22 protein-coding genes are annotated in these 25,551 nt (G+C 68.6%); 8 read left to right on the forward strand and 14 right to left on the reverse strand.

What is annotated here, in order from left to right:
* The first annotated feature begins 38 nt into the window (after window positions 1-38).
* Together gluQRS and ACWPXE_RS20340 are read left to right on the forward strand one after the other, a co-directional pair.
* Window positions 39-890, forward strand: a complete 852-nt coding sequence (gene gluQRS, locus ACWPXE_RS20335; protein ID WP_454019225.1) for a tRNA glutamyl-Q(34) synthetase GluQRS — start codon at window positions 39-41, stop codon at window positions 888-890.
* A gap of 168 nt (window positions 891-1,058) precedes the next feature.
* Window positions 1,059-2,618 carry a hybrid sensor histidine kinase/response regulator gene (locus ACWPXE_RS20340; RefSeq protein WP_454019226.1) on the forward strand — a complete coding sequence of 520 codons (1,560 nt, stop codon included), beginning with the start codon at window positions 1,059-1,061 and terminating at the stop codon, window positions 2,616-2,618.
* Window positions 2,619-2,645: 27 nt separating this feature from the next.
* Here the strand turns inward: ACWPXE_RS20340 and ACWPXE_RS20345 are convergent, their stop codons facing one another.
* A complete protein-coding gene (locus tag ACWPXE_RS20345; protein WP_454019227.1) occupies window positions 2,646-3,494 on the reverse strand; it encodes a DUF4743 domain-containing protein in 849 nt (282 codons plus the stop codon).
* A 147-nt stretch (window positions 3,495-3,641) separates the two neighbouring features.
* Between ACWPXE_RS20345 and ACWPXE_RS20350 the strand changes: the two genes are divergently transcribed.
* From ACWPXE_RS20350 to ACWPXE_RS20365, 4 genes are all read left to right on the forward strand, one after another.
* Window positions 3,642-4,031, forward strand: a complete 390-nt coding sequence (locus ACWPXE_RS20350; protein WP_454019228.1) for a response regulator — start codon at window positions 3,642-3,644, stop codon at window positions 4,029-4,031.
* 816 nt (window positions 4,032-4,847) lie between these two features.
* Window positions 4,848-6,794 carry a PrkA family serine protein kinase gene (locus ACWPXE_RS20355; RefSeq protein WP_059398629.1) on the forward strand — a complete coding sequence of 649 codons (1,947 nt, stop codon included), beginning with the start codon at window positions 4,848-4,850 and terminating at the stop codon, window positions 6,792-6,794.
* Window positions 6,795-6,844: 50 nt separating this feature from the next.
* Window positions 6,845-8,137: a YeaH/YhbH family protein gene (locus ACWPXE_RS20360; protein WP_035682340.1), complete on the forward strand. Its 1,293-nt coding sequence runs from the start codon at window positions 6,845-6,847 to the stop codon at window positions 8,135-8,137.
* A 168-nt stretch (window positions 8,138-8,305) separates the two neighbouring features.
* Complete coding sequence (locus tag ACWPXE_RS20365) at window positions 8,306-9,964, forward strand: SpoVR family protein (RefSeq protein WP_454019229.1); 1,659 nt, start codon at window positions 8,306-8,308, stop codon at window positions 9,962-9,964.
* A 9-nt stretch (window positions 9,965-9,973) separates the two neighbouring features.
* Here the strand turns inward: ACWPXE_RS20365 and ACWPXE_RS20370 are convergent, their stop codons facing one another.
* The 6 genes from ACWPXE_RS20370 to ACWPXE_RS20395 all read right to left on the reverse strand — a co-directional run bounded on the left by ACWPXE_RS20370 (window position 9,974) and on the right by ACWPXE_RS20395 (window position 17,531).
* Window positions 9,974-11,206, reverse strand: coding sequence for an adenylate/guanylate cyclase domain-containing protein (locus tag ACWPXE_RS20370; RefSeq protein WP_454019230.1), 1,233 nt, complete (start codon window positions 11,204-11,206; stop codon window positions 9,974-9,976).
* Window positions 11,207-11,249: 43 nt separating this feature from the next.
* On the reverse strand, window positions 11,250-11,777 hold the full coding sequence (locus tag ACWPXE_RS20375; RefSeq protein WP_119507371.1) for an SLOG cluster 4 domain-containing protein: 528 nt from the start codon (window positions 11,775-11,777) through the stop codon (window positions 11,250-11,252).
* A 17-nt stretch (window positions 11,778-11,794) separates the two neighbouring features.
* Window positions 11,795-14,347, reverse strand: coding sequence for an ATP-dependent helicase HrpB (gene hrpB, locus ACWPXE_RS20380; protein WP_454019231.1), 2,553 nt, complete (start codon window positions 14,345-14,347; stop codon window positions 11,795-11,797).
* Between the two features lie 88 nt (window positions 14,348-14,435).
* The gene (locus tag ACWPXE_RS20385; protein ID WP_454019232.1) at window positions 14,436-15,752 is read right to left on the reverse strand and encodes an ABC transporter ATP-binding protein; all 1,317 of its coding nucleotides are present in this window, start codon (window positions 15,750-15,752) and stop codon (window positions 14,436-14,438) included.
* A 14-nt stretch (window positions 15,753-15,766) separates the two neighbouring features.
* The gene (locus ACWPXE_RS20390) at window positions 15,767-16,546 is read right to left on the reverse strand and encodes an ABC transporter permease subunit (RefSeq protein WP_454019233.1); all 780 of its coding nucleotides are present in this window, start codon (window positions 16,544-16,546) and stop codon (window positions 15,767-15,769) included.
* Window positions 16,512-17,531 carry an ABC transporter permease subunit gene (locus tag ACWPXE_RS20395; protein ID WP_454019234.1) on the reverse strand — a complete coding sequence of 340 codons (1,020 nt, stop codon included), beginning with the start codon at window positions 17,529-17,531 and terminating at the stop codon, window positions 16,512-16,514. Before ACWPXE_RS20395 ends, ACWPXE_RS20390 begins: the two co-directional genes overlap by 35 nt.
* A gap of 643 nt (window positions 17,532-18,174) precedes the next feature.
* Here ACWPXE_RS20395 and ACWPXE_RS20400 point away from each other — a divergent pair.
* Window positions 18,175-18,645, forward strand: a complete 471-nt coding sequence (locus tag ACWPXE_RS20400) for a ferritin-like domain-containing protein (protein ID WP_454019235.1) — start codon at window positions 18,175-18,177, stop codon at window positions 18,643-18,645.
* Between the two features lie 58 nt (window positions 18,646-18,703).
* On the opposite strand, the gene ACWPXE_RS20405 is transcribed toward ACWPXE_RS20400, so the two are convergent.
* The 4 genes from ACWPXE_RS20405 to ACWPXE_RS20420 form a co-directional block, all read right to left on the reverse strand.
* Window positions 18,704-18,916 (reverse strand): hypothetical protein, encoded by a 213-nt coding sequence (locus ACWPXE_RS20405; RefSeq protein ID WP_014241290.1) that lies wholly within the window; start codon window positions 18,914-18,916, stop codon window positions 18,704-18,706.
* Between the two features lie 93 nt (window positions 18,917-19,009).
* The gene (locus tag ACWPXE_RS20410; RefSeq protein WP_454019236.1) at window positions 19,010-20,269 is read right to left on the reverse strand and encodes a PP2C family protein-serine/threonine phosphatase; all 1,260 of its coding nucleotides are present in this window, start codon (window positions 20,267-20,269) and stop codon (window positions 19,010-19,012) included.
* Window positions 20,270-20,288: 19 nt separating this feature from the next.
* The gene (locus ACWPXE_RS20415) at window positions 20,289-20,606 is read right to left on the reverse strand and encodes an STAS domain-containing protein (protein WP_236778167.1); all 318 of its coding nucleotides are present in this window, start codon (window positions 20,604-20,606) and stop codon (window positions 20,289-20,291) included.
* A 161-nt stretch (window positions 20,607-20,767) separates the two neighbouring features.
* On the reverse strand, window positions 20,768-21,685 hold the full coding sequence (locus tag ACWPXE_RS20420; RefSeq protein ID WP_454019237.1) for a hypothetical protein: 918 nt from the start codon (window positions 21,683-21,685) through the stop codon (window positions 20,768-20,770).
* A gap of 311 nt (window positions 21,686-21,996) precedes the next feature.
* Here ACWPXE_RS20420 and ACWPXE_RS20425 point away from each other — a divergent pair, with 311 nt between their 5' ends.
* Window positions 21,997-22,413, forward strand: coding sequence for an HRDC domain-containing protein (locus tag ACWPXE_RS20425; protein ID WP_014241284.1), 417 nt, complete (start codon window positions 21,997-21,999; stop codon window positions 22,411-22,413).
* Window positions 22,414-22,776: 363 nt separating this feature from the next.
* Here the strand turns inward: ACWPXE_RS20425 and ACWPXE_RS20430 are convergent, their stop codons facing one another.
* The 3 genes from ACWPXE_RS20430 to ACWPXE_RS20440 all read right to left on the reverse strand — a co-directional run bounded on the left by ACWPXE_RS20430 (window position 22,777) and on the right by ACWPXE_RS20440 (window position 25,477).
* Window positions 22,777-23,205 carry an NfeD family protein gene (locus ACWPXE_RS20430; RefSeq protein ID WP_454019238.1) on the reverse strand — a complete coding sequence of 143 codons (429 nt, stop codon included), beginning with the start codon at window positions 23,203-23,205 and terminating at the stop codon, window positions 22,777-22,779.
* Window positions 23,206-23,236: 31 nt separating this feature from the next.
* The gene (locus tag ACWPXE_RS20435) at window positions 23,237-24,289 is read right to left on the reverse strand and encodes an SPFH domain-containing protein (protein WP_454019239.1); all 1,053 of its coding nucleotides are present in this window, start codon (window positions 24,287-24,289) and stop codon (window positions 23,237-23,239) included.
* A 75-nt stretch (window positions 24,290-24,364) separates the two neighbouring features.
* Window positions 24,365-25,477, reverse strand: a complete 1,113-nt coding sequence (locus tag ACWPXE_RS20440) for an AI-2E family transporter (protein WP_454019240.1) — start codon at window positions 25,475-25,477, stop codon at window positions 24,365-24,367.
* Window positions 25,478-25,551: the final 74 nt, after the last annotated feature.

A 25,551-nucleotide genomic window follows, 5' to 3' on the forward strand; every position in this document is an offset into this window, starting at 1 on the left:
CGCATGCGGGCCGGGCGCGGTTGGGGTATAAGGCGGGAATGACCGACGTCGTCACCCGCTTCGCGCCGAGCCCGACCGGCCACCTCCATCTCGGGCACGCCCATTCCGCCCTGTTCGGCTGGATCACCGCCCGCAAGGCCGGGGGGCGTTTCTTGCTGCGCATCGAGGACATCGATCCGCAGCGCTGCCGTCCCGAGTTCGACCGCGACCTGCGCGAGGATCTGGCCTGGCTGGGCCTGACCTGGGAGGAGCCGGTGCGCCGCCAGTCGGAGCATCTGGACGATTACCGCGCCGCGCTGGCGCGGCTCGCCGATCTGGGCGCCGTCTATCCCTGCTTCTGCACCCGCAAGGACATCGCCGCGGAGATCGCCCGCGCCGGCCACGCGCCGCACGGTCCGGACGGTCCGCTCTATCCAGGCACCTGCCGCGGTCTGTCGGAGCCGGAGCGGCAGGACCGCATCGCCGCGGGGGCGGCCTATGCCGTGCGACTGGATGTGGGAAAGGCCATGGCGATGACCGGGCCGCTGCGCTGGCACGACCGGCGGCGCGGCTGGCAGGACGCCATGCCGAGCCTCCTCGGCGACATCGTCCTGGCCCGCAAGGACGTCCCGACAAGCTATCATTTGGCGGTCACCCTGGACGATCACCTCCAGGGCGTGACGCTGGTTACGCGCGGGAGCGATCTCTTTTTCGCGACACACGCGCATCGACTTCTTCAGGAACTCCTTCGAGTCGTCCCTCCTGATTACGATCATCACTCTCTGCTGGTGAATGAGCGGGGCGAGCGTCTTGCCAAGCGGGACAACGCCAAGACCTTGCGATCCCTTCGGGAATCAGGGCTGACGGCGGCGGCGGTCCGCGCCCAGGCCGGCTTTCCGGAAGAGTTATGATCTACCACCAAGTGTGTATTACAACGATGATCAAACTATCCGTTTGAGGCGGGTTGTCTGGAATCTTCTTCCTCTTGCACGTATCTTTTGAATCGCGACCGATTGTTTGCACCGCCCAATGGTTGGCGCCAAACGGTCGGTCGGCTTGCAATCCGAAGGAGGCAAGCAATGCGAGAGGAGGAGGCGGAGGACAACCCTTGTCCCGCCGACCCCGCCGGGCTGCGGCGGGTTTTTGACACGATCGGCGTGGCGATCGCCCTGCTCGATCGACAGGGACGCATTGCCGATCTCAACGCGGCGATGCTGCGCGCCATCGGATGTCCGCAAGCTCTGCTGATCGGGCAACCCATGGTTGGCGCGTTCGTCTGGGGCGGCCGGGAGGACGCGGCGGAGCGCTTCGCCCAGGCGATGGCCGCCGCGGGCCGGGGACTGGTCCAGGAACTGACCCTGACGGGTGACGGAAACTGGTTCGACATCGCGCTGACGCCGCTGACGGCGGAGCCCGGTGGCGAGCCCACGGGCATCGTCATGACCGCGGTGGACGCCAGCCGCCGCATGGGCGTGGAGGCACGGCTGCGTGGGCAGGAGGATTCCCTGCGCGCCGCGCGGGATGAGGTGGTGCGCGCCGGCCAAGCCAAAGTGCGGTTCCTGGCCGCCGCCAGCCACGACCTGCGCCAGCCCGCCCAGTCGCTGACCCTGTTCGGTGCGGTCCTGGCGGAACGGCTGTCCGGCCATCCGCAGTTGCCCTTGGTCCAGACGATGAACCGGGCGGTCGAGGCGATGCGCGGCCTGCTCGACGCGCTGCTGGACGTGGCCCGGCTCGACTCCGGGATCGTGTCGCCCGACATGGCGCCCTTCGCGGTGGCCGAGATGATGGAGCGGCTGGAGGCCGACTATGGTCCGCGCGCGACCGCCAAGGGGCTGAAGCTGCGGGTGCGCCCGCTCAAGGCGCAGGTCCGCAGCGACGCCACTCTGCTGGAACGGCTGCTGCGCCACCTGCTCGACAACGCGGTGCGCTACACGGCGTCGGGCGGTGTGCTTCTGGGCTGCCGGCGGCGCGGCATGATGCTGTGCATCGAGGTGGCGGATACGGGCGTCGGTATTCCCACCGACAAGCTCGACGAGATTTTCGAGGAGTTCGTCCAGCTCGGCAACGCCGAACGCGACCGCAGCCGCGGCCTCGGCCTCGGGCTGGCGGTGGTGAAGCGGCTGTCACGTCTGCTCGGCCTGCCGGTTCGCGTGCGGTCGCGTCCTGGGCGGGGCACATGCTTTACGGTGGAGGTTCCCTTGCACGCTTCCTGGAATCCCAACGGGACGGAACGCGCCATGCCGTCCCTGGACCGTCCCGGCGCGCTGGCCCTGATCATCGATGACGAGGAACTGATCCTGCAAAGCCTGCGGCTGGTGCTGGAACAGTGGGGATGGGACGTGCTGGCCGCCGCATCGGGGGAGGAGGCGCTACGCCAACTCGACGGGGCGGAGCGGCTCCCCGACGTCATCATCGCCGACTACCGCCTGCGCTTTGGCCGGACGGGGGTGGACGCCATCCGCGACATCCACGCCTTCGCCGGCGACCTCATCCCGGCGATCCTGCTGACCGGCGACACCAGCCCCGACCGCATCCGCGAGGCCCGGCGCAGCGGCTTCACCGTCCTGCACAAGCCGGTCACCCTGTCCGAGCTGTCGTCCCACCTGGAGGAGGCGCGGGCGCGGGCCGCGGCGGAGTGACCGTGGCGATGGCTGCCGAGGCGGCGTCTACCGCCGAAGGCCGGTCACGATCTCCAGATAGTCCGGCTCATCCGGCGTCAGCCAGCCGTGACGGACCATGAAGTCGATGACGACGAGATTCACGTTGAACTTCCAGTCTTTCGTCGCACGCACCGACTCCGCGACGCGGTCCAGCGGCCACAGCTCGAAACGCTCGACCTCGCCGTCGGTGTTTTGCGGGACGAAATCCGCGTTGAGTTCCAGGTCGTAGAGGAACAGCGTGTCCTGCTTCAGCCCGGCTTCCGTCTCCATGCGGTAGGTGACGGCCCCGACGGGGACGGCGCGGGACGCCAGGGCGGCGTCGATCCCCGCCTCCTCCTGCGCTTCCTTGACGAGGTTCTCCGCCAGCGTCAGGCCGATCGGCTGGCCGCCGGCGATCATGTTGTCGAGCTTGCCCGGCGCCACCTCGCGGTCGCGGGCGCGGCGCCCGATCCACAGCGACAGGCCGCCGTCCGGCTGGCGGACGAAACCGTTGACGTGCAGCCCATAGGCAGGAGTGCCGAACTGTGCCACCACCGCGCGGTCGATGCGCATCAGCGGCTCCGCTCCCCAGGCCGGCATGACCGGGTAAAACTCGCCGCGCAGGGCAGAGACCGCCCCCGTCTCGACGAGGAACTGGGCGGCGTGCGCCAGCACCGAGGATCGCGCCTCGAAATCGCGGACCTCCGGGGCCAGCGTCACCCGGTCGGCGGTGACGACGAAGCCGGGATCGACGCCGGGAAGCTGCTCGGCCAGCGCGTGGCGGATCCAGCCGAGGCGATGGCCTTCCAGCTCGAACGGACGGAAGCCGGAGAGGTCGTGCGCGTTGCACGCGCGGATGTGGTCGAGATAGCTCATGCGACTCCGTGTAGCCCCAGCGCCCCCCGCCGTGCAACCGTTCTTCCGCGAGCTGATTCCCAGCCGGCCGGAGGCGTTGCGAGCCGGTTGCAAAGGACGTGCTTGCGGCGTACACACACGACCTATCGGACTCGGGGGAACAAGGCGATGTCGGCGGCGTTCGGGGATTTTTCGGTTCTTGTGATCGAGGACGAGAGCTTCACCCGCATGGTGCTGGCGAAGATGCTGGCCACGCTGGGTTTCCGCTCCGTCCATCAGGCCGCCGACGGCGAGGCCGGGCTGGCCGCGGTGCAGGCGCACGAACCCGATCTGGTCGTCTGCGACGTGGAAATGCAGCCGATGGACGGGCTGGGGTTCCTGAAGGCCTTGCGGGCCAGCACGGACGCCCGCCACCGCGCGCTGCCGGTGGTCTTCATGACCAACCGCGCCGACCAGAGCCGCATGGACGAGGCCGCGGCCTTCGGCGCCGACACCTTCATCGTCAAGCCGGCCACGCCGGAGTCGTTGAAGGGGACGCTGGGCGCCAAGCTCGGCTGAGGACGCGAGGCGATCTGGGGCGGCCCCGTCGGTCACACTTTTTCCCCGACCTGTGGCAGGACTGCAAAAACGCGGCCAAGTGCTTGATTCAAGCCGCCTTCCGGATTCCCTACGGATTGTGCGCCGCAATGGCAAAGGCGGCTCACCCAAATTCTGCCTTGTTGATCTGCTGTGATGAGGCTCACCATCCTTCTTTGGAAGGTGTGGACCATGCCCGTCGCCCATGCGTTAATATCCTGAGGCAAGGCGGCGGCGATGGACGTGGAAGCGGGTTGTTAAGGAATATCCGTCACGCTTGCTGTTAACCGTAGCGCCTTAGTTGGTTAAGGCGCGAGGATGCACTGGAGGTCGATGGGTGATCGGCAAGGTCCAGCGAGTCCCCGACAAACGGCATCCGGGCTGTGCTCCGGAAGCCGGTTGCAAGTCTCAGCCCGGCCGACCTTCGTTTTTCTTGCTGCCCGCTCCGCCGGTGCTTGCACCCCGGCCATTCCGGACAACCCGGCCGCGTGGTCTATTACAAATGACCGGTGTCTCCGGCCGCCTCTCTTTTCAGACTATCAAGGCTTTCCTCCTGGAAAGCTCTAGGTCGAGCATTACATTCAGTTTTGAAGCATTCGAGTTTAGCACTCCGAAGGGGGCGCTTCATTTGAAGGGCAACTGGATAAAAGGTCTGGCTTTCGACGGTGAGCGGGGGTGCCGCGGGACCGTTGTGTCCGTGACACCCCAGAGTTCGCACCTGCGGCAGGTGCCGCCCCCGCCGCCCGGGTCTCCCGGCGGCAGCCCCGACGCATCGGACTAAGAGACACGGAGAGCGGAATGTTCCCGGCCGACGAACTGTTCACGCGCTACACACAGTCCTACGAGGGGCGCCGTGAGGTCGAGATGAGCCTCACGGAATACCTCCAGGAATGCCGCGACGACCCGATGATGTATGCCTCCGCACCGGAGCGCATCCTCGCCGCCATCGGCGAACCGGAAATCGTCGACACCGCCAAGGACCCGCGCCTTGGCCGAATCTTCATGAACCGGACGATCAAGATCTATCCGGCCTTCGCCGACTTCTACGGCATGGAGGAGACGATCGAGCGGATCGTCGGCTTCTTCCGCCACGCCGCGCAGGGTCTGGAGGAGCGCAAGCAGATCCTCTACCTGCTGGGCCCGGTGGGCGGCGGCAAGTCGTCGCTGGCGGAGCGGCTGAAGTCGCTGATGGAGAAGTGCCCGGTCTATGTTCTGAAGGCCGGCAAGGAGATCAGCCCGGTCTTCGAAAGCCCGCTCGGCCTCTTCAACCCGGACGAGATGGGCGACCTGCTGGAGGACCGCTACGGCATCCCGCGCCGCCGCCTGACCGGCCTGATGAGCCCGTGGGCGGTGAAGCGGCTGGACGAGTTCGGCGGCGACATCTCCCGCTTCCGCGTCGTCAAGCTGCACCCCAGCAAGCTGCGCCAGATCTGCGTGACCAAGACGGAGCCGGGCGACGAGAACAACCAGGACATCTCCTCGCTGGTCGGCAAGGTCGACATCCGCAAGCTGGAGGTCTACAGCCAGAACGATCCCGACGCCTACAGCTTCTCCGGCGGCCTGAACCGGGCCAGCCAGGGCCTGCTGGAATTCGTCGAGATGTTCAAGGCCCCGATCAAGATGCTCCACCCGCTGCTGACGGCGACCCAGGAGGGCAACTACGTCGGTTCGGAGAACATCGGCGCCATCCCGTTCCAAGGCATCATCCTCGCCCACTCGAACGAGGCGGAGTGGCAGTCCTTCAAGAACAACAAGAACAACGAAGCCTTCATCGACCGCATCTGCGTCATCAAGGTCCCCTACTGCCTGCGCGTGCAGGAGGAGCAGCGGATCTACGACAAGCTGGTCAAGGGCTCCGACCTCGCGACCGCGCCCTGCGCGCCGTCGACCCTGGAGATGCTGGCGAAGTTCTCGGTGCTGTCGCGCATGCGCGACCATCCGAACTCCAGCCTCTACTCCAAGATGCGCGTCTATGACGGCGAGAGCATGAAGGAGACCGACCCCAAGGCCAAGTCCATGCAGGAATACCGCGACCAGGCGGGCGTGGACGAGGGCATGGACGGCATCTCCACCCGCTTCGCCTTCAAGGTTCTGGCCGCGACCTTCAACTACGACTCCAACGAGATCTCGGCCGATCCCGTCCACCTGATGTACATCCTGGAGCAGTCGATCAAGCGGGAGCAGTTCCCCGACGACACCGAGAAGAAATACATCGAGTTCATCAAGGCCGAGATGGCGCCGCGCTACGCGGAGTTCATCGGCAACGAGATCCAGAAGGCGTATCTGGAATCCTACAGCGACTATGGGCAGAACCTGTTCGACCGCTATGTGGATTACGCCGACGCGTGGATCGAGGACCAGGACTTCAAGGACCCGGACACCGGCCAGCTGATGAACCGCGAGCTTCTGAACCAGGAGCTGACCAAGATCGAGAAGCCCGCCGGGATTGCCAACCCGAAGGACTTCCGAAACGAGGTCGTCAAGTTCGCGTTGCGCGCGCGGGCGGCGAACGCTGGGCGCAACCCCTCCTGGACGTCCTACGAGAAAATCCGTGAGGTGATCGAGAAACGCATGTTCTCCCAGGTGGAGGATCTGCTTCCGGTCATCAGCTTCGGGTCCAAGAAGGACGGCGAAACCGAGAAGAAGCACAACGAGTTCGTGTCGCGCATGATGTCGCGCGGCTACACCGAGCGGCAGGTCCGCCGGTTGGTCGAGTGGTACATGCGCGTGAAGCAGGCCGGTTGACGGCCCGCTTCGCCACACGAGCGTGAACGGGTAGGAGGGGCTCCCCCTTGATGAACATCATCGACCGTCGCCTGAATCCGCAAGGCAAGAGCCTGGCCAACCGCCAGCGTTTCCTGCGCCGTGCCAAGGAGCAGGTGGTGAAGGCGGTGCGGGATGCCTCCGGCAAACGTGGCATCCAGGACATCGAAAACGGCGAGAAGGTGACCATCTCGACCGGCGGCGTGCGGGAGCCCTCCTTCCACCGCTCCGGCGCCGGCGGCGTGCGCGACTACGTCGTGCCGGGCAACAAGGAGTATGTGGAAGGAGACACCATCGCGCGGCCCGAGAGCGGCGGCGGTCGCGGCGGCAACGAAGGCAGTCCGGACGGGGAGGGCGACGACGATTTCCGCTTCGTCCTGTCCCGCGAGGAGTTCCTGGACATCTTCCTGGAGGACCTGGAGCTTCCCGACCTCGTCAAGCAGAAGGTCAAGCAGACGGAGTCCCACTCGCTGACGCGGGCGGGCTATTCGGTGACCGGCTCGCCGGCCAACCTGAACCTCGTCCGCACCATGCGCAACAGCCTCAGCCGGCGCATCGCGCTGAAGCGGCCCAAGCCGGCGGACATGCTGGAGTTGGAGGCGCTTCTGCGCGAGGCGGAGGACCGCGGCGAGGACCCTGAGAAGCTGCGGGAGATGCGCGACCAGTTGGAGCGGCACTATCTCCGCTCCAAGCGCATCCCCTTCATCGACCCGATCGACGTCCGCTACAACCGGTTCGAGACGGTGCCGAAGCCCATCGCGCAGGCGGTCATGTTCTGCCTGATGGACGTGTCCGGCTCGATGACCGAGCATATGAAGGATCTCGCCAAGCGCTTCTTCATGCTGCTGTTCCTGTTCCTGAAGCGGCGCTACCGCTCGGTCGACATCGTCTTCATCCGCCACACCCATGAGGCCAAGGAGGTGGACGAGGACACGTTCTTCTACTCAACCGAGACCGGTGGCACCGTGGTCTCCACGGCGCTGGAGGAGATGCAGCGCATCGTCAAGGAGCGCTATCCGGAGAACGAGTGGAACATCTACGCCGCCCAGGCGTCGGACGGCGACAACATGTCGTCGGACAACGCGCGGTCGGCGGGTCTGCTGCGGGACGGCATCCTGCCGCTGTGCCAGTACTTCGCCTACATCGAGGTCGCGGCGGAGCACAACATGGGCCTGTCGGCGCTGGGCCGCGAGACGGAGCTGTGGCGGACCTACAAGACGGTCCAGGGGCCGGACCTGCCGATTGCCATGCGCCGCGTCCGCTCCCGCCGGGAGATCTTCCCGGTCTTCCGTGACCTGTTCGCCCGCGAGAAGGCGGGGGCGTAGGCGTCTCCTTGCTCCCACCCCAACCCTCCCCCGCTGACGCAGGGGAGGGGGCTTCGTTTCCCTCCCCTGCGAAGCGGGGAGGGTGAGGGAGGGGGCAATGCCCGCCACCGCGAGGCCACACCAAGAATCGGGGCCAACGCCCCGCAGAGTTTTGAGAGGATGTGAGGCATGAGCGCTGTGATCGACAAGCCCAACAGCCTGCTCTACGACGGGGCGGACTGGGATTACGACCAGATCAAGCGCGTCTACGACGCCATCGAGGACATCGCCCTGAAGGACATGGGCCTCAACGTCTATCCCAACCAGATCGAGGTCATCACCGCCGAGCAGATGCTCGACGCCTATTCGTCCATCGGCATGCCGCTGATGTACAAGCACTGGTCCTTCGGCAAGCATTTCGCCCGCGACGAGATGCTCTACCGCAAAGGCTATCGCGGCCTCGCCTACGAGATCGTCATCAACTCCAGCCCCTGCATCAGCTACATCATGGAAGAGAACACCATGACGATGCAGACGCTGGTGATCGCCCACGCTGCCTTCGGCCACAACCACTTCTTCAAGAACAACCAGCTCTTCCAGCAGTGGACGGACGCCGAGGGCATTCTCGACTATCTGGAATTCGCCAAGTCCTATATCGCCCAGTGCGAGGACCGCTACGGCCACCACGCGGTGGAACGGGTGCTCGACGCCGCCCACGCGCTGATGAACCAGGGCGTGCACAAGTATCCGAAGAAGCGCAGCCTCGACCTGCGGCTGGAGCAGAAGCGCGAGCGGGAGCGGCAGGAGTACCAGGAGCAGACCTTCAACGACCTGTGGCGCACCGTGCCGAAGGTCGCTGTCGGCGGCAACCGCCCGTCCAAGTCGGTGTCGGAGCGCAAGAAGCTGCTCGGCCTGCCGGAAGAGAACCTGCTCTATTTCCTGGAGAAGAAGGCGCCGCGGCTGGAGCATTGGCAGCGCGAGATCCTCCGCATCGTCCGCCACATGGCGCAGTATTTCTATCCGCAGAAGCAGACCAAGCTGATGAACGAGGGGTGTGCGACCTACACCCACTACACCATCCTGAACGAGATGCACCGGCGGGGGATGATCAGCGAAGGCGCGATGCTGGAATTCCTGCATTCGCACACCTCGGTGGTGTTCCAGCCGGAGTTCGACGACCAGCGCTTCTCGGGCATCAACCCCTACGCGCTCGGCTTTGCGATGATGCAGGACATCCAGCGCATCGCCGAGACCCCGACCGACGAGGACCGCTACTGGTTCCCCGATCTCGCCGGGCGGGGCGATGGCATGGGCGCCCTGCGCGACGCCTGGGCCAACTTCCGCGACGAGAGCTTCGTGCTCCAGTATCTCAGCCCGCACCTGATGCGGAAGTTCAAGATGTTCAGCGTGCGCGACGACGCGGAAGACCCCTATCTGCTGGTCGAGAACATCCACAACGAGCGCGGCTACCGCGGCATTCGCAAGCTGCTGGCGCGGCAGTACGACCTGGGTTTCCTGGAGCCGGACATTCAGATCGTCGACGTGGATCTGGCCGGCGACCGCAAGCTGATCCTGCACCACCGCGTGACCAACGGCGTGCTGCTGGACGAGAGCGACGCCAAGGCGGTGTTGCGCCACATCGCCAACCTGTGGGGCTACGAGGTCCAGCTCGTCGAGGTGTCGGCCCTGTCCGACGCCATCCTGAAGGAGCACGCGGTCACCGCGCCCAGCGGCATCGGGGGTGATTGGGGGCGGGGTGGGGCCGCGTGTTGCCCCCACCCCAACCCTCCCCGCTGGGCGGGGAGGGAGATGATTGCGGGGCGGCGGCAGTCCCCTCCCCTGCGTTAGCGGGGAGGGTCAGGGTGGGGGCACCGCCTCCGGGTCCAGCGTGTACAGCTCCTGCGGGCGGCCGACGCCGCGCAGCAGGTAGCGCCCGACCGAGATCAGCCGCTCCCGGCATTCCGGAGCGGACTCGGTGAAGGCGGAGGACAGCAGGATGTCCTGGTCGAGCGACCGGCACATGGCGGCGATGCGGCTGGCCTCGTTCACCGCGGGGCCGACCACGGTGAAGTCCAGCCGGTCCACCCCGCCGATGTTGCCGTAGAACACCTTCCCCTGGTGCAGCCCCAGATAGAAGCGCGTCACCGGCAGCCCGGCGGCGGAGCGGCGGGCGTTCAGCTCTTTGCAGCGCTCCCGCGCCTCCTCCGCCGCGTCGAGGGCGGCCCGGCAGGCGTCCTCGGCGTTGGAGCGGTCGAAGACGGCCAGGATGCCGTCGCCCATGAACTTCAGCACCTGCCCGTGGTGCCGATGGATCGCCGTTACCACCAGCTCCGCATAGTCGTTCAGCAGCGGCAGGATGGTTTCCGGGGCGGCGGTGTCGGTGATGCGGGTGAAGCCCTGGAGGTCGCTGAACCACAGCACGGCGTCCAGTTCCTCCGCGACGCCACGGCGGATGTGACCGCGCAGCACCCGGTGGCCGGCGTCCCGTCCCAGATAGGTCTCCGCCAGCGTGTTGGCGATGTGCGCCATGGCGTGGCCGCGCAGCGCCAGCGCCAGACTGCCGGTGAGGGTGAGAAGGGCGTCGCGCTGGGCGTCGCTGAAGCCGTCGGGATGGTGCGACACCCAGGAGGAGAAGATGCAATCCAGCTCCCCGATGGCGGCGCGGGGGCCGAGGCGGTTGACGATGGCCATGTAGTCGGTGGCGCCCTGCGCCCGCAGCTCGTCGACGATCGGGAACTCGCCGCCCTCCGTGCCGTCGGTCAGCCGCAGGCGCAGCATCGTCTCGCCGGAGGTGTAGAGCCGGTGGAAGGGGCTGCGCAGCCATTTCTCGTCGATGTCGGGATCGCTGCCGTCGCCGCCATACTCGGTCCGGCGCACCTCCGCGGCGTTGCGCCCGCTGCTGTCCCAGGTGACCACATGGCCGGCGATGGTCGGGTGCAGCGTGTCCGCCCCGACCACCGTCCGGGTCAGCGGCACGCCCGCCGCGACCAGCCGTTCGCAGAAGCCGCCGATGAGGTCCGTCTCCGGCACCCCCCGCAGCCCGGCCTCCGCGATCCAGCGGCTGAGGTCGAGAATCCCTTGCGCATCCATGCCCGCCATCCTGCCACAGGTCGTATTGTCCGGGAACGGAGGGTCAGCGGCGGGACAGGGCGTCCGCGATGAAGGCCGTGACCGTTCCGAAGTCGCCGGTTGTCCGCAATTCGGCGGGCATGGCCTGAAAGTCAAGCTCCGGTCCGAAACCGATCATCGGCTTTCCGAAGCGCAGGGCCAGCCGCACCTCGTCCAAGGTCCCGTGGCGGCCCGGCAGGACGACGATCACGTCGCTGGTCAGGATGTTGACGTGGTTGCGGCTCAGCTCCGTCGGCGGCGCGCCGGCCGGCTTGCGCGCGAAGGGCGTCAGGATGGGCAGGTCGATGTAGGGGTTGGGGTAGCCGGGCAGGGGCGCATGGCCGCGGATCGGGTCGGGCTCGGACGGCAGGATGCCGATGGAGCGGCCGCGGCGCCCCGGCGTGCCGTGGAAGGCTCGCGCGGCCGACCGCATCACCCCGCCGCCGCCGCCGGTCAGCAGGTCGTGCCCGGCCCCGGCGATCCACGCTCCGAGCGGCTCCGCGTAGTCCGCCCATTCCTCCTGCCCCGACCCCATCACCCCGATGATCGCCATATCCATCCGCCTCCCTGTTACCGTCCGCGTGGTTTCGCCCGCGCCGTGGGTTCGGCCTCCAGCGGGTTGTCGGGCCAATAATGCTTGGGATACTGGCCCTTGAGGTCGGCCTTCACCGCCTTGTAGGCGTTGGCCCAGAAGCTGGCGAGGTCGCGCGTCACCTGCACCGGGCGGCGGGCCGGCGACAGCAGGTGCAGCAGCAGCGGCACCCGCCCGCCGGCGATGCGCGGCGTTTCGGCCAGCCCGAACATCTCCTGGAGCCGGACGGCCAGCACCGGCTCGTCCCCGCTGTAATCGATGGGGATGCGGGAACCGCTGGGCACCTCAACATGGGTCGGCGCCTCCTTGTCCAGCCGCTGCTGCATCGCCCAGGGCAGCAGCCCGCGCAGCGCGTTGCCCAACTCCACCCGGTCGAGATGGGCGCGGCGCGACGCGCCGTTCAGGAAGGGCGCCAGCCACTCCTCCATCGTCTCCAGCAGGGCGGCATCGGAGACGTCCGGCCACTCCTCGCCCTCCCGGCGGCGCAGGAACAGGACGCGCGTCTGCCACTTGCGCAGCTCGTCGGTCCAGGGGAGGGCGGTCAGCCCCATCTCCCGGATGCCCTCCAGCATGGCGGCGGCGATGGCCTCGGCGGGCGGGTTGGGCAGGCGCTTGTCCTCCAGCGCCAGGGCGAACAGCATGCGGCGGCGGCGGGCCAGCACCGTCTGCTCCCGTCCCTCCCAGGCGACCACGGTCTCGCTGCGGATGTGCTCGGCGAAGGCCTCCTCCAGCTCGGCCCGGGAGAGCGGGGCGGCGAGGAAGATGCGCGACTCGCGGGCGGCGCCGTCCAGGTCGGCGACGGCCAGCCAGTCCTCGGCGCTCAGCGGCTCGGCGTCCTGGAAATACGCGCCGCGCCCGTTGGACAGCCGGTATTGCGCGGCGGCCCCACCCGTGTTGCCGCCGGGACGGCGCTGGCCGATGCGGTCGGGGTAGGCGAGGGCGACCAGCAGGCCGGTGGCGCCGAGATCACCACCATTGCCTTTTACGCCCAACTGCCGCTTCCAGTTCCGGGCCTGCTTCAACGCCTGCTGGGCGCCGCCGCGCTCCACCGTCAGGCCGCGCCCGGCGCCGCGCATCCGCCCGTCATCGTCCAGTCCGCGCAGCAGTTCCACCCGCAGCCGCAGGTCGGCGTCGCGGAAACCGGGCTGAGCGCGGACGATGTCGCGTTCGCCGAGCAGGGCGGCGACCTCGCAGGCCAGTGCGCCCAGCCCCATCGCCTTGCCCTTCAGCATCATGTGGGCCAGCCGCGGATGCACGCCGAAGCCGGCCATGCGGCGGCCGTGGGCGGTGATGCCGCCGCCGGCGTCCAGCGCCCCCAGCTCGCGCAGCAGCTCCCGCGCCTGGGCCATGGCGGCGGCGGGCGGCGGGTCGAGCCAGGCCAGAGACGCCGGGTCGGACACGCCCCACACCGCCAGCTCCAGCGCCAGCGGGGCGAGGTCGGCGTCCATGATCTCCGGCGGGGTGAAGGGGGCCAACGCCTTGTGCGACGGCTCCGGCCACAGGCGGTAGCAGACGCCGGGCTCCAGCCGGCCGGCGCGGCCCCGCCGCTGCTCCGCCGACGCCTGGGAAACCTTGGCGGTGACAAGCCGCGTCATGCCGCTGCGCGGGTCGAAGCGGGGGACGCGCATCAGCCCGCCGTCCACGACGATGCGGATGCCCTCGATGGTCAGGCTGGTTTCGGCGATGGGGGTGGTGAGCACGATCTTGCGCGTGCCCGGCGGGCTGGGGGCGATGGCGCGGTCCTGGGCGTCCGCCGTCAGGTCGCCGTAGAGCGGGGCGATCACCGTGCCGGGGCCGAGGTCCCCGCTCTCCAGAAGGCTCTGCACCCGCCGGATCTCCCCGGCGCCGGGCAGGAAGACCAGCGCGTTGCCGCTCTCCTCGCGCAGGGCGCGGCGGACGGCGGCGGCCACGGCGTCCTCGACGCGGGTGCCGCCGCTGGTGTTGGTGGCGGGAGCATCGAGGTGGCGGGTCTCCACCGGGAAGGCCCGGCCCTCGCTGGTCACCATCGGGGCGTCGCCGAGCAGGGCGGCGACGGGGGCGCCGTCCAGCGTCGCGGACATCACCACCAGCCGTAGGTCGTCGCGCAATGCGCCGCGCGCCTCCTGCACCAGGGCCAGCGCCAGATCGCTGTCGATGCCGCGTTCGTGGAACTCGTCGAACAGCACGGCGCCGACCGTCGGCAGTTCGGGGTCCTCCTGAAGCTGGCGCAGGAACAGGCCGTCGGTCACCACCTCGATCCGGGTCTTCGGCCCGACCCTGGTGTCCAGCCGCACGCGGTAGCCGACCGTCTCGCCGACGCTTTCCCCCAGCATCGCGGCCATGCGGCGGGCGGCGGCGCGGGCGGCCAGCCGCCGCGGCTCCAGCACGATCACCTTGCGCCCGGCCAGCCAGGGCCGGTCGAGCAGGGCCAGCGGCACGCGGGTTGTCTTGCCGGCCCCCGGCGGCGCCTGGAGCACCGCCACGCCGCGGCCGTCCAGCGCGGCCAGCAGCTCGGGAAGCACGGGGGCGATGGGAAGGGGCGGGATGCTCATGGACACTGCAAGATGGTGGAAAAGGGCGCCGCCCGTGTTCCTGGCAGCGGCGGGCGCCCCGGTCAAGCCTTCCGCCGGGTCCTGGCGGCTATTCGGTCTCCTCCCGGGAGAAGACCCCGGCCTCGGTGTCGTGGGTGAACAGCTTGGCGTAGCGGGCCCAGCCGGTCACCGCGTTCAGCGTCTCCTCGGCGTAGTCCTCGCTCATGAAGGCTTCCAGCTCGCGGGCGAAGGGGGCGTAGGGAACGCGGTGGTCGGCGCGCTCCGCCAGGGCGGCGTCGATGTGCGCGGCGAGCGGCACGAAATGGACCAGATGCTCGGCGAACAGCGCCTTGCGGTCGTCCACCCCGGCCTCGGCGAACAGGTGGCCCGGTTCGGTCAGCCGGATGTCGCCCTCCGCCACCTCGGCGAATCCGAGCATCTGGAGCGTCTCGGCGATGGGGAAGAGGTCGTCGATCTCGTGCCGCAGCGCCGCCGCGAGGTGCGGCAGGTCCGCCTTGCCCTGGTAGGGCGGGGCGGCCAGCGTCTCCATCAGGCCGGACAGCAGGTTCGTCGAGACGTGCTGGAGCGGCTCGGCGTAGACCGGCCGCGGACGCCCGGCCGTTGTCCCCGGTGCCGTCGCCGGTGCGGTCAGCGGCTTGCGCGTGGTCATCCGGCCATAGATGTCATCGACCAGATCGCGGAAGTCCGGGGCCAGCCGGTTGCGCGGGTGCGGGATGTCCACCCGGATCTCCGCCGCCACGCGGCCCGGGTTGGAGGCGAAGACCAGGATGCGGTCGCACATCAGCACCGCCTCCTCGATGTTGTGGGTGACCATCAGGATCGACCGGGTCGGCAGCTTGCGCTCCATCCACAGGTCGAGCAGGTCAGTGCGCAGCGTCTCCGCCGTCAGCACGTCGAGCGCCGAGAAGGGCTCGTCCATCAGCAGGATCTCCGGCTGGACGACGAGCGCACGGGCGAAGCCGACGCGCTGGCGCATCCCGCCGGACAGCTCCTTGGGGTAGGCGCTTTCGAAGCCCGACAGGCCGATCAGGTCGATGGCCTCCTCGGCGCGCGCCGCCGCCTCGTTCGCGGGAACGCGCAGCGCCTTCAGCCCGGCCAGCACATTCTCCTCGACGGTCAGCCAGGGGAACAGCGCGAAGGACTGGAACACCATCGCCACCCCGTCGGTCGGCCCGGCCACCGGCGCGCCGTGGTGCAGGACTTGTCCGGAGGTCGGCCGCGCCAGCCCGGCGACGATGCGCAGCAGCGTGGATTTGCCCGAGCCGGAGCGGCCGAGCAGCCCGACGATCTCGCCGTCGCGCAGCGTCAGGTCCACGCTGTCGAGCACGACATACTGCTGGCCGGACGGCTTGCGGTAGGCCTGCCGGACGTCGCGGAGTTCGAAAAGGGGCGAGTTCTGCGTCATGGGTACGGCCTCCGTCAGGCAAGGCGCAGGCGGCGTTCGGCGTAGCCGTAGAGCGGACGCCAGAGCAGCCGGTTGAGCAGGGTGACGAACAGGGACATCACGGCGATGCCGAGCACGATGCGCGGGTAGTCCCCCGCGGCGGTCGCCTGGGCGATGTAGCTGCCCAGCCCGTGCGCGGTGACCTCGGCGTCGCCCCAGCGCACCGCCTCGGCGACGATGCTGGCGTTCCACGAACCGCCGGCCGCGGTCACCGCACCGGTCAGGTAGTAGGGGAAGACGCCGGGCAGCATGACGTCGCGCCACCACTGCCAGCCGCGGATGCGGAAGCTGGACGCGGCCTCCTTCAGGTCGCTGGGGAAGGCGGAGGTTCCGGCGACGACATTGAACAGGATGTACCACTGCGTGCCGAGGATCATCAGCGGGCTGAGCCAGACGTCCGGGTTCAGGTCGAAGCGCAGGATGGCGACGACGGCGACCGGGAACAGCAGGTTGGCCGGGAAGGCCGCCAGGAACTGCGCCACCGGCTGGACCGCCTCGGCGAGGCGCGGGCGCAGCCCGATCAGCACGCCGAGCGGCACCCAGACGAACGAGGCGATGGCGATCAGCACCACGACGCGCAGCAGGGTCGCCGCCCCGAGCAGCAGCGCGGTCCCGACGTCGCTCCAGCCGGCGCCGCCGGCGATGAAGCTCACCAGGGTCCAGCCCAGGCCGAGCGCTGCCGCCGCGACGACCGCGTACCACACTTGGTCGAGCGTGCACTCAAGCGCGGGGAGGGCGGGCCGGTGATCCGACACCGCAGGGCCGGGGGCAGGGCGGCGGTGAGTGAGGAGAGGGGGACAGGCGCAGCCACGCCACCCGGCCGAGCAGAGCCTCGACCGGCGCCAGCAGCGAGCGGCAGACGCGGGTGCGCTGGAACAGCCGCAGCACCCAGGACTCGGGCGCCTCCTGCGCGCCGGTCTGCTCGAAGCGGAACTTGTCGGCCCAGGCGACCAGCGGGCGGAACAGGAACTGATCGTAGAGCAGGATGACCGCCAGCATCGCCAGCACCGCCCAGCCGACGGCGCCGAGGTTCTTCTGCGCGATGGCCTCAGCCAGATAGGAGCCGATGCCGGGCAGCGTGACGGTGTGGTCGCCGACGGTGATCGCCTCCGACGCGACGACGAAGAACCAGCCGCCGGACATCGACATCATCATGTTCCAGACGAGCCCCGGCATGGCGAAGGGCGCCTCCAGCCGCCAGAAGCGCTGCCAGCCGGAGAAGCGGAGGCTGGTGGCCGCCTCGTCCAGGTCGCGCGGCACCGAGCGCAGCGACTGGTAGACGCTGAAGGTCATGTTCCAGGCCTGGCTGGTGAAGATGGCGAAGATCGCCGCGCATTCGGCGCCCAGCACGCTGCCGGGGAACAGCGACAGGAAGAAGACCACGGTGAAGGAGATGTAGCCGAGCACCGGCACCGACTGGAGCACGTCCAGAACCGGGATCAGCACCATGCCGGCCCGGCGGCTCTTGGCCGCTAGCGTGGCGTAGGTGAAGGTGAAGAGCAGCGAGGCCGCCATCGCCGCCAGCATGCGCAGCGTCGAGCGCAGCGCGTAGTCCGGCAGGTTCCAGGGGTCGAGCGCGACGGCCGGCGCGTCGAGGCTCGCCAATGGTGCTGTCATCTGGTGACCGCCGACGGCGGCCAGGGCGAGCAGGCCGACGACCAGCGGCAGGGCCACGAGGTCCCAGCGATTGGGCGTGGCGGCCGCCGTTTTCACGGAAACGCTTGTCTGGGTCCAGACCATGGCCCTTCCATCCTGCGGCCGGATCGGAGTCCGGCCGCGTTCGGCATGCGCAATCGGCGTGTGCAGGCACCCGACGCTGTGCGGCGTCGGGCGGGCGTCAAAGGGGGAGGATGGCGGTCAGCCCGGCGCTGGCGGCGGCAAGGGCACGCACGCGCCCTGGTGTGTGAGCGCGCGGAACGGCATCGGAATGGTGATGGAAGACGTCACCATGGTTCACCTGTGCGGCTGTCGGCATCGCGGCCGGCCGTGGCAAACCTGCGAAAAGGTCAGCCCAGGATCGGCAGAGTACCGAAGATTGGTCGGGGTCGACGACTGTGGCTGTCCATCTCTTGCTTTCTCGGCGCGGGACCGGACCGCGCGTCCGGACGCCCGTCAATCATGCGGTGACGTTGGTGCTGATCTATTCCTGGAATTGAAGCCGGTCAAGCGCGTGGCGGCGTTTCTTGGCGATCATTGCAGAGGTTTCATGTTGCCCGCCCTTCGCCGTCGGAGCGAGGGCTGCGCCTCCGGATGCAGATCGTCGAGAGCGTGTCAAAGTGTCGCAGACGCCCGCAACCGGCCAGCGATCCGAGAACCTTTCGCAACAAGGCGTTATGGTTCAAATAACCACAATACATTTGTGACTTAACGATCTCGGGACCCGATGGCCAACATTCACGACCCCGCCCTGTTCCTCGCCCACGCCTGCGCGCTGGAGGAGAACGCCGCCAACCGTTTCGCCGACCTGTCGGAGGCCATGAAGACCTACGGCAACGCGGACGTCGCCGCCTTTTTCGCCAAGATGGCCGAGTTCTCGCGCCTGCATCTGGCGGACGCCCGCAAGCGCTCCGCCTTCCGCGACGTGCCGGTGCTCGCCCCGGAAGACTTCCAGTGGCCGGACGACGAGAGCCCGGAAGCGGCCTCCATGGAAGGCTCGCACTATCTGATGACGGTGGAGTACGCGCTGGAACTGGCGCTCGACAGCGAAAAGCGCGGGCACGCCTTCTACGCCGACGTGGCGGCCTCCACCACGGACCCGGAGGTCCGCATGATGGCCGAGGAGTTCGCCTCGGAAGAGGCGGAGCATGTGGCGGAGTTGGAGCGCTGGATCGAGCGCTTCCCCAAGAAGGGGTAAAGGCCGTTTCCCGCGGTTTCCGCCCTTGCGGGAACCGCGGGAAGGGCGAACGAGCGCCTTACTTGGACAGGTCGGCGTAGTCGTACTCGTACTTCTTGTCCGCCGGCTTGAAGGTCTTGAAGGCGGCGATGACGTCGTCCACCGACACGCCCGCCGGCACGTTGAGAATCTCGTACACGACCGAGCTGCCGCTGGTCGGGCCAACGTCGGCGTTGCGGTGAGCCTGGGAAATCAGGCCCTCGCCGGCCTTCTTGATCATGATCGAAGCCATATCCGTTCCGTCTCCTGTTACACGTCGCCCGACGCAGAAATATCCATAACTCGAATAAGGGTATGGGGCCAATGGATAAATTGCTGCGGCGCGTCAGCGGCGGGTGATCCAGAGCGCGGTCACGTCGTCGTTCAAGTGGTCGCCATGGATCGCGGCGTGGCGGGCCATCACGGCGGGAAGGGGGCGGTCGGGGGCTTCCGCCGCCGCCCGCTCGGCCAGACGGAGCAGGCCGTCCTCGCCCAGCATGGCGCCCTCGGCGTCCCGGGCTTCGCTCAGCCCGTCGGAATAGAGGAACAGGCTGTCGCCGCGCCGCAGCGGCACGCGCTGGTTGGTGTAGGCCGAGTCCGGGAAGGCGCCGAGGAGCGGGCCGGAGGCGTCCAGCGGCTGGATGCCGAAGTTGGTCATCAGGAGGGGGCTGGGCGACGCGGCGGCGGCGTAGAGCAGCGTATCGTCGGCCCGGTCGATCACCCCGTAGAAGGCGGTGGCGAACTGGCCCAGCGGCAGGATCTCGCACAGCCGACCGTTCAATTGGCGCAACAGGCGGGCGGGATCGCGCAACTCCTCCGGCGGGGTGCGGGTCAGCAGCGTGTGCAGGCGGAAGGCGTTGATCGCCGCGGCGATGCCGTGGCCCGACAGGTCGGCGGCGAAGACCCCGACGCAGCTTTCATCGAACGCGAAGGCCGTCCAGAAATCGCCGCCGATCTCGTCCGACGCGCGGAAGACCGAATCCACCGCCAGCCCGTTCCGCTCGGCGAGGCCAGCCAGCTCCGCCGCCTCCGGGACCAGGGCGAGCTGCATGGCGCGGGCCTGCCGCAGGTCGCGCTCCACCCGCTCGTGGAAGGCGCGCAGCTCCTGCACCATCGACCGGCGCTCCAGGTGATAGCGCACGCGGGCGATGCATTCCCCGGGGTTGATCGGCTTGGCGATCAGGTCGGTCGCTCCGGCGCTGAAGCAGACCGTCCTCATCTGGTCGGAGTGCAGAGCGCTCTGCATCAGGATCGGCAGGTCGCGCCAGCGCGGGTCGCCGCGCAGGCTGCGGCAGACGCCGATCCCGTCCATCCGCGGCATGGCGGCGTCGAGCAGCAGCAGGTCGGGGGCGAAGCTCTCCAGCCGCTCCATCACCTCCTCCGCGGAGGAGGCGAAGGCGACCTGGGTGATGCCGGCCCATTGCAGGAAGCGGGACAACGTCCGACGATTGAAGGCGCTGTCGTCGGCGATCAGCACCCGGCAGCCGCCGAGCGGAATGCCCAGCTCCATCCCGTAGACCGACGCACCGGCGCCGGGGCGGGCGGGGCGCGGCGGAGCGGCGGCGTCCGTGCCGGGCGGCACCGTCATGGCGCGGGCGTGCCCCATCGCGTCCGTTCCCGCCGCGTCAGTCGGCGATGTTGAACATGGTGTGGAACTTGGCGATCGTGATCAGGCGCCGCACCTCGTCGCGGGCGCCGCGGATCGCGAAGTCCAGGTTGCGCCGCTGCGCGGTGTCGCGGGCGATGATGAACATGCCGAGGCCGGAGGAATCGACGAAGTCGAGCCGCGACAGGTCGAAGACCACCCGGTGCCCCGCCGGGCGCTCGAAGGTGGCGATCACGTCGCGGAAGGTGTCGTGGTCGGCAAAGGTCATGCGCCCGCTCAGCACGATCTCGGTGCTGGCCGGGGCCTCGCGGACGGAGAAATCCATGGCGGCGCTCATCTGTGGTTCCCCCGTGGCCGAAGAGAGGCGCAATCCCCCGCCGGTCGGGCCAGTGGGTCTGGGTCCGGCGGGGATGCGGGCGCATTCTAGGTCGCCGGGAATTGCACTTTGATGACGCTGCCGTGTCGGCACCGGGTCATCGGGCGGGGATGGGCCAACTTTTACTGGAGAGCGGCCTCTTCCACCCTTGGATGCGACAGGCGTTCGGCGATCCCGCCGGCCAGCCATGCCGAATAGGCATCGCGGCCCTCCGGTCCGAGCATGCCGTTGCGGCAGAAGGCCGACGCCTTGGCCGGCTTGGAAAGCGCCGAGTCGGGGAAACGCCAGAGCGGCAGGTCGGCCTGCCCGCTCAGCCGGTCAAGCGCCGCCGGGCGGTAGCCGTTGCCCGCGCCGTACAGCTTTTCCTCCACCGCCGCCGGGCGGGGCGGAAGCAGCAGGGCGATTCCGACCCCGGCGGCGCGCGCCTGATCGGCGAAACGGCGCACCCGCTCGAAGGCGGGCGAGTCGTCGTTCATCCGGACAGCGTCGTCGCGGGTCTCGACCCAACGGTCGGCGGCGGCGGCGGTCCAGCCCTGCGGGCCGACGGCGTGGCACGGCTTGGCGTATTGCAGGGTGCTCTGGTCGGGCAGGTAGGAACGGCCGAGCATCGCCACCTCGGTCAGGTGGGAGCCATAGCGGCGCAAGCCGGCGAAGTCGCCGCGCTCCGCGAACAGCAGGTCCACGTCCAGGAGGACCAAAGCCGGCTTGAGCTTCAGCACGTCCCCCAGCAGCGGTTCGAAGTCCTCGATCCGGGCGTGGTCGTGGACGATGCGCAGGAAATGCAGGCTTTCCACCCCGTGCTTCGCCGCCAGCGCGGCCATGCCGGGTTCATCCAGGGTGGCGTGGCGCAGCGCCGAATCACCCAGCGCCACCACCACGACGGGGGACAGGTCCCGCGCCGCCCGCTCCGCCGTCGCAGCGATGCGGTTGCTGTTGTACCAGGCGAAGGGCCGGTCATGGAGGCTGTAACCGGTCCAGAAGGCCCCCGCCGTCCCGGCCGCGAACAGGGCGGGGAACACCGCCAGAAGGGTGATCCACAACCGCCGCGGCTTCGCTTGCGGCCTGCTCCTTTCCTTCCGGTGCTTTTGCGGTTCAACAGGCCCGGTCATGGTCCCTCTGCTCCTCCCAGCGGTGCGCCCAAGCGACGCGCCCAAGTGATGCGCCCAAGTGACGCGCCCAAGTGACGCGCGGTGTCCTATGACTCAAACACTCCGGGAGGGAGCAGGGTCCCGTGTGCCGCCATGTTTTCCTATGACGAAGGGGGCATCCGTCCGGATCGTGCCGGAGTAGCCGGATACGGGCGCTTTCGTGTAGTCTTGCGCGAAAGACGAGGCACGCATCGAGGCACAGGATGAGCACCGAAATCCGCACCTTCACGATCCCCGACGCGAGCGCGGACGAGGCCCAGGGGCACCTCTCCTCCTTCCTGCGCACGGTCGAGGTGCAGCGCATCGACACGGCCTACGCCGACGGCGGCTGGCGTGTTCTCGTCCTTTACAAGGATCTGAAGCGCAAGGAGGAATCCCTCCAGATCGAAGCCGCGATCAACGCCGCCCTCAACGGTTGGCGGGATCGCGCGGCCGCCCGTGAAGGGCTGTCGCGCGACGCTGTCCTGTCGGACGAGCTGGTGCCGGAAATCGCCCGTTTCGCCCCTACGACGGAGCGCGAACTGTCCATCATCGTCGGCGCCCGCGACCTTGGCGTGGGCCACTTCGGCGGCGAGATCGTGCAGGTCGTCCGCGCGACCCTGGACGAACTGATCGACTGACACCTCCACTCTCCGGAACGGTATAGGCCGAAGAGCCAGGCGTCCCTGGCCGCTGTGCCGAAAGAGAAGCCGGACCCGCCGTAAGCCCGATTCCAGACGCTTCCACGCTGTGCCAGCATACCCTCGTAATTTGTGGCAATGCAGCATGGCGAGGCCATGGACGGGACTTCCGGATCGAGAGGCGACGTTCCCGATTACCGCGCCATGGCGCGGGAGTTGGAAGCGTTCAGCCGTCAGGCGGCGGAGCGCGCGGCGGCCACCGGCGACGGCAGGATGGACGCTCTGGCACAACGGCTGGAACGCCACGCCGAACAGATCCGGCACGATCTGGCCGAAGCCCCGACGCGCCGTTTCGGCTGGCGCCTAGGCCTTCTCCACCTTCAGCAGAGTGCCCTCGGCACCGACGATGCGGACGCGGGTTCCGGCGGGGAGGTCGGGTCCCTCGACGGTCCAGAGCCCGTCGCCGATCTGCGCCCGGCCCCGCCCGTTGACGATGGGGCCGTCCAGCGTGTGCAGCGTCCCGATGTATTGCGCCGTCCGGCGGTTCAGATGCGGCGTGTGCGTCGTATGCGCTGACCCGCGGGACAGGAAGCGGGTTCCCACCAGCGCGGCGATGGCGAGCAGGGCGAACAGCAGTCCCTGATGCTCCCACGGCAGCGACGGCCAGACCAGAAGCACCAAGCCGACCAGAGCGGCGGCCCCGCCCAGCCAGAGAAAGGCCGCCCCTGGCGCCACTGTTTCCAGCGCGCCCAGCAGCACGGCCAGAACCCACCAGTGCCAGAATTCGATCATTGCGGGTCCGCCTTCGGGGTTTCGCCCAATCTTACGACTCCGGCGGCATCGGCGCATCGCGCCTGTTCGGCTCGTCCTGATTCCGTTCATCGCGATTCCAGGAGCTGCGCGGTGCCGGCGGCGGGGCGGCGGCCGTTCCGGAAGGCGCCGGTTGGTTCGGCGGGCGGTTCGGGAAGGCTTCGCGGGCGATCTCCGCAATGCCGCCGATGGCGCCGATCACGTTGGCGGCCTCCAGCGGCATGAACAGCACCTTCTGGTTCGGGGCGGCGGCCACCGCCGTCAGAGCATCGACATAGCGCTGGGCGACGAAATAGTTGATGGCCTGGGCGCTGCCCCCGGCGATGGCGTCGGAGACCAGCCGGGTGGCCTCGGCCTCCGCCTGGGCGGAGCGCTCGCGCGCCTCGGCGTCGCGGAAGGCGGCCTCGCGCCGGCCCTCGGCCTGGAGGATGGCGGCCTGCTTGGCGCCCTCCGCCCGCAGGATGGCCGCTTGGCGCTGGCCCTCCGCTTCCAGGATGGAGGCGCGGCGGTCGCGCTCCGCCTTCATCTGGCGGGCCATGCTGTCCACGAGGTCGCGCGGCGGCTGGATGTCGCGGATCTCGATGCGCGTCACCTTGACGCCCCAGGGGCTGGTCGCCTCGTCCACCACGCCGAGCAGGCGGGCGTTGATCTGGTCGCGCTGGGACAGCAGTTCGTCGAGGTCCATCGAGCCCATGACCGTGCGGGTGTTGGTCATGGTCAGGTTCAGGATCGCCAGCTCCAGGTTGTTGACCTCGTAGGAAGCCTTGGCGGCGTCGATCACCTGGAAGAAGACCACGCCGTCCGCCGTGACCATGGCGTTGTCGCGGGTGATGACCTCCTGCGAGGGCACGTCGAGCACCGTCTCCATCATGCTCTGCTTGCGCCCGATGCGGTCGATCAGCGGGAGAATCAGATGCAGGCCGGGCTGGAGCGTGCGGGTGTAGCGGCCGAACCGCTCCACCGTCCATTCCTGACCCTGCGCCACGGTTCGCACCCCCAGCAGAACCAGCGCCAGCGCGAAGATCAGGAGCGCGATGACGAAGAGCGTCAGGCCGCTGAGCACCATCACCCCACCTCCCATCCGGTCGTTTCCTCCCTCGGACCATGCCACGGCGGGGCCGCCCCGGCCAGAGCTACAGCGTCAGCCCAGCAGGGCGCCGATCGGCTTCAGCGGCTCGTGCGCGTCGAACAGGATCTTCAGGATCGCCAGGATCGGCACCGCCAGCAGCGCGCCGGGAATGCCCCACATCCAGCCCCAGAACAGGATGGACACGAACACCGCGATGGGATTGAGCGCCAGCCGCCGACCGACGATCATCGGGGTCAGGAAGTTGCCCTCCATCATGGTCAGCGCCACGAAGGTCAGCGGCGGCCCGAAGATGTTCAGGCTCCCGTCGAAGCTGAGCGCCGACACCAGGAACAGCACCGCCGTCATAACCGCCGGCCCGATGAAGGGGACGTAGTTGATGAGTCCGGCGAGCGTTCCCCACAGCGCCGCGTTGGGCACCCCCCACAGCCACATCGCCAGCGTCGTCGCGAGGCCGAGCCCGATGTTGATGACCGTGATGGTCGCCAGATAGGCGGCGATGTTCTGCTGCACCGTGGCGGCGACCATGGCGTAATGCACGCGGTCGTCCACGTCGCGCATCGTGCCGATCAGCGCCTCCAGGCTCTGCCGTCCGCGGGCCAGGAAGAAATAGAGCAGCACCTGGAGGATCACCACGTTGGCGATCACCGCCTCCGCCTGATGCAGCACCTGTTCGGCCAGCGACGGGCCGCGCACCACGACTTCCCGCGCAGCACCATTGCGGTCGGAGGCCATCTGCTCGATCTGACGGGAGGCTTCGCGGGCGCGGTCGATCCCTTCGCGGATGTCGCCCAGCTTGAACTCCAGCTCGTTGACCACGCGGGGCATCCGGTTGACCCATTCGGTCGCCGGGGTCGCCAGCGTGTAAATGGCCCCCAGCCCGGCGCCGAACACCGTGATCACCACCACCGCCGCGCCCAGCGCCTCCGGCAGGCCGAGCCGGTAGAGGCCGCGCACGCAGGGGCGCAGCAGAAGGCTGAGGATCAGCGCCAGCATGATCGGCAGCAGAACGTCGCGCCCGAAATACAGCGTGAACAGGAGCGCGATGACGAACAGCCCCACAACCGCCACCCGCACCGGGTCGCGGGGGTTCCGGGCCGGGGGCAGGGGCTCGGTCACCGGCTCCGGTGGCGGGGTGAGGGGCGGATCGATCGTGCGGTCGCTCATCGGGGGCAGGGACTCCGGGAGTAGCGGGCCGGGGAGCGCTTGACGGCGCCGGACCCCCGCCCGATTTAGGGGTA

The organism is Azospirillum sp. Marseille-Q6669 (assembly GCF_965111635.1).

Bases quoted from the DNA above. Each gene is read 5' to 3' on its own strand.
- ACWPXE_RS20350 (WP_454019228.1), top strand. From the start codon at position 3,642: ATGTCGGCGGCGTTCGGGGATTTTTCGGTTCTTGTGATCGAGGACGAG.
- ACWPXE_RS20430 (WP_454019238.1), bottom strand. From the start codon at position 23,205: ATGATCGAATTCTGGCACTGGTGGGTTCTGGCCGTGCTGCTGGGCGCG.
- ACWPXE_RS20395 (WP_454019234.1), bottom strand. From the start codon at position 17,531: ATGGTCTGGACCCAGACAAGCGTTTCCGTGAAAACGGCGGCCGCCACG.
- ACWPXE_RS20385 (WP_454019232.1), bottom strand. From the start codon at position 15,752: ATGACGCAGAACTCGCCCCTTTTCGAACTCCGCGACGTCCGGCAGGCC.
- ACWPXE_RS20425 (WP_014241284.1), top strand. From the start codon at position 21,997: ATGAGCACCGAAATCCGCACCTTCACGATCCCCGACGCGAGCGCGGAC.
- ACWPXE_RS20365 (WP_454019229.1), top strand. From the start codon at position 8,306: ATGAGCGCTGTGATCGACAAGCCCAACAGCCTGCTCTACGACGGGGCG.
- ACWPXE_RS20410 (WP_454019236.1), bottom strand. From the start codon at position 20,269: ATGGGGCACGCCCGCGCCATGACGGTGCCGCCCGGCACGGACGCCGCC.
- gluQRS (WP_454019225.1), top strand. From the start codon at position 39: ATGACCGACGTCGTCACCCGCTTCGCGCCGAGCCCGACCGGCCACCTC.
- ACWPXE_RS20370 (WP_454019230.1), bottom strand. From the start codon at position 11,206: ATGGATGCGCAAGGGATTCTCGACCTCAGCCGCTGGATCGCGGAGGCC.
- ACWPXE_RS20340 (WP_454019226.1), top strand. From the start codon at position 1,059: ATGCGAGAGGAGGAGGCGGAGGACAACCCTTGTCCCGCCGACCCCGCC.
- ACWPXE_RS20415 (WP_236778167.1), bottom strand. From the start codon at position 20,606: ATGAGCGCCGCCATGGATTTCTCCGTCCGCGAGGCCCCGGCCAGCACC.
- ACWPXE_RS20405 (WP_014241290.1), bottom strand. From the start codon at position 18,916: ATGGCTTCGATCATGATCAAGAAGGCCGGCGAGGGCCTGATTTCCCAG.
- ACWPXE_RS20400 (WP_454019235.1), top strand. From the start codon at position 18,175: ATGGCCAACATTCACGACCCCGCCCTGTTCCTCGCCCACGCCTGCGCG.
- ACWPXE_RS20440 (WP_454019240.1), bottom strand. From the start codon at position 25,477: ATGAGCGACCGCACGATCGATCCGCCCCTCACCCCGCCACCGGAGCCG.
- ACWPXE_RS20375 (WP_119507371.1), bottom strand. From the start codon at position 11,777: ATGGCGATCATCGGGGTGATGGGGTCGGGGCAGGAGGAATGGGCGGAC.
- hrpB (WP_454019231.1), bottom strand. From the start codon at position 14,347: ATGAGCATCCCGCCCCTTCCCATCGCCCCCGTGCTTCCCGAGCTGCTG.
- ACWPXE_RS20355 (WP_059398629.1), top strand. From the start codon at position 4,848: ATGTTCCCGGCCGACGAACTGTTCACGCGCTACACACAGTCCTACGAG.
- ACWPXE_RS20360 (WP_035682340.1), top strand. From the start codon at position 6,845: ATGAACATCATCGACCGTCGCCTGAATCCGCAAGGCAAGAGCCTGGCC.
- ACWPXE_RS20435 (WP_454019239.1), bottom strand. From the start codon at position 24,289: ATGGTGCTCAGCGGCCTGACGCTCTTCGTCATCGCGCTCCTGATCTTC.
- ACWPXE_RS20345 (WP_454019227.1), bottom strand. From the start codon at position 3,494: ATGAGCTATCTCGACCACATCCGCGCGTGCAACGCGCACGACCTCTCC.